The following is a 236-nucleotide window of genomic DNA, read 5'->3' as shown; positions in this document are numbered from 1 at the left end:
GCACGAGCGTGAGACCGGCCGACGGCATCGCCGCGATGCGCAACCGACCGCTGCCCAGATTGCGGATCTGCGCCGCCGCGTTCGCAAGCCCTTGCAGACCCACATACGCGCGCTCCACTTCGCGAAAGAACGCCTCGCCCTCGCTCGTCGGAATGAGCCGCACGCCCACGCGCTGAAAGAGCTTGAGGCCGGTGTCGCGTTCGAGCTGCGCGATCAGGCGGCTCACGTTGGGCTGC

1 protein-coding gene is annotated in these 236 nt (G+C 68.6%); it reads right to left on the bottom strand.

Features of this window, described 5'->3' with window-relative positions:
- Window positions 1-236: LysR family transcriptional regulator (locus SB751_RS35235; protein ID WP_410749644.1), on the bottom strand; the 236-nt coding region annotated here is incomplete at both ends.

It is taken from the genome of Cupriavidus sp. SIMBA_020 (genome assembly GCF_046535395.1).
In the GTDB taxonomy this organism is placed as follows: Bacteria; Pseudomonadota; Gammaproteobacteria; order Burkholderiales; family Burkholderiaceae; genus Cupriavidus; species Cupriavidus campinensis.
Note: the sequence above shows the minus strand (reverse complement) of the source record. Positions and strands in the feature narration are given on the sequence as shown.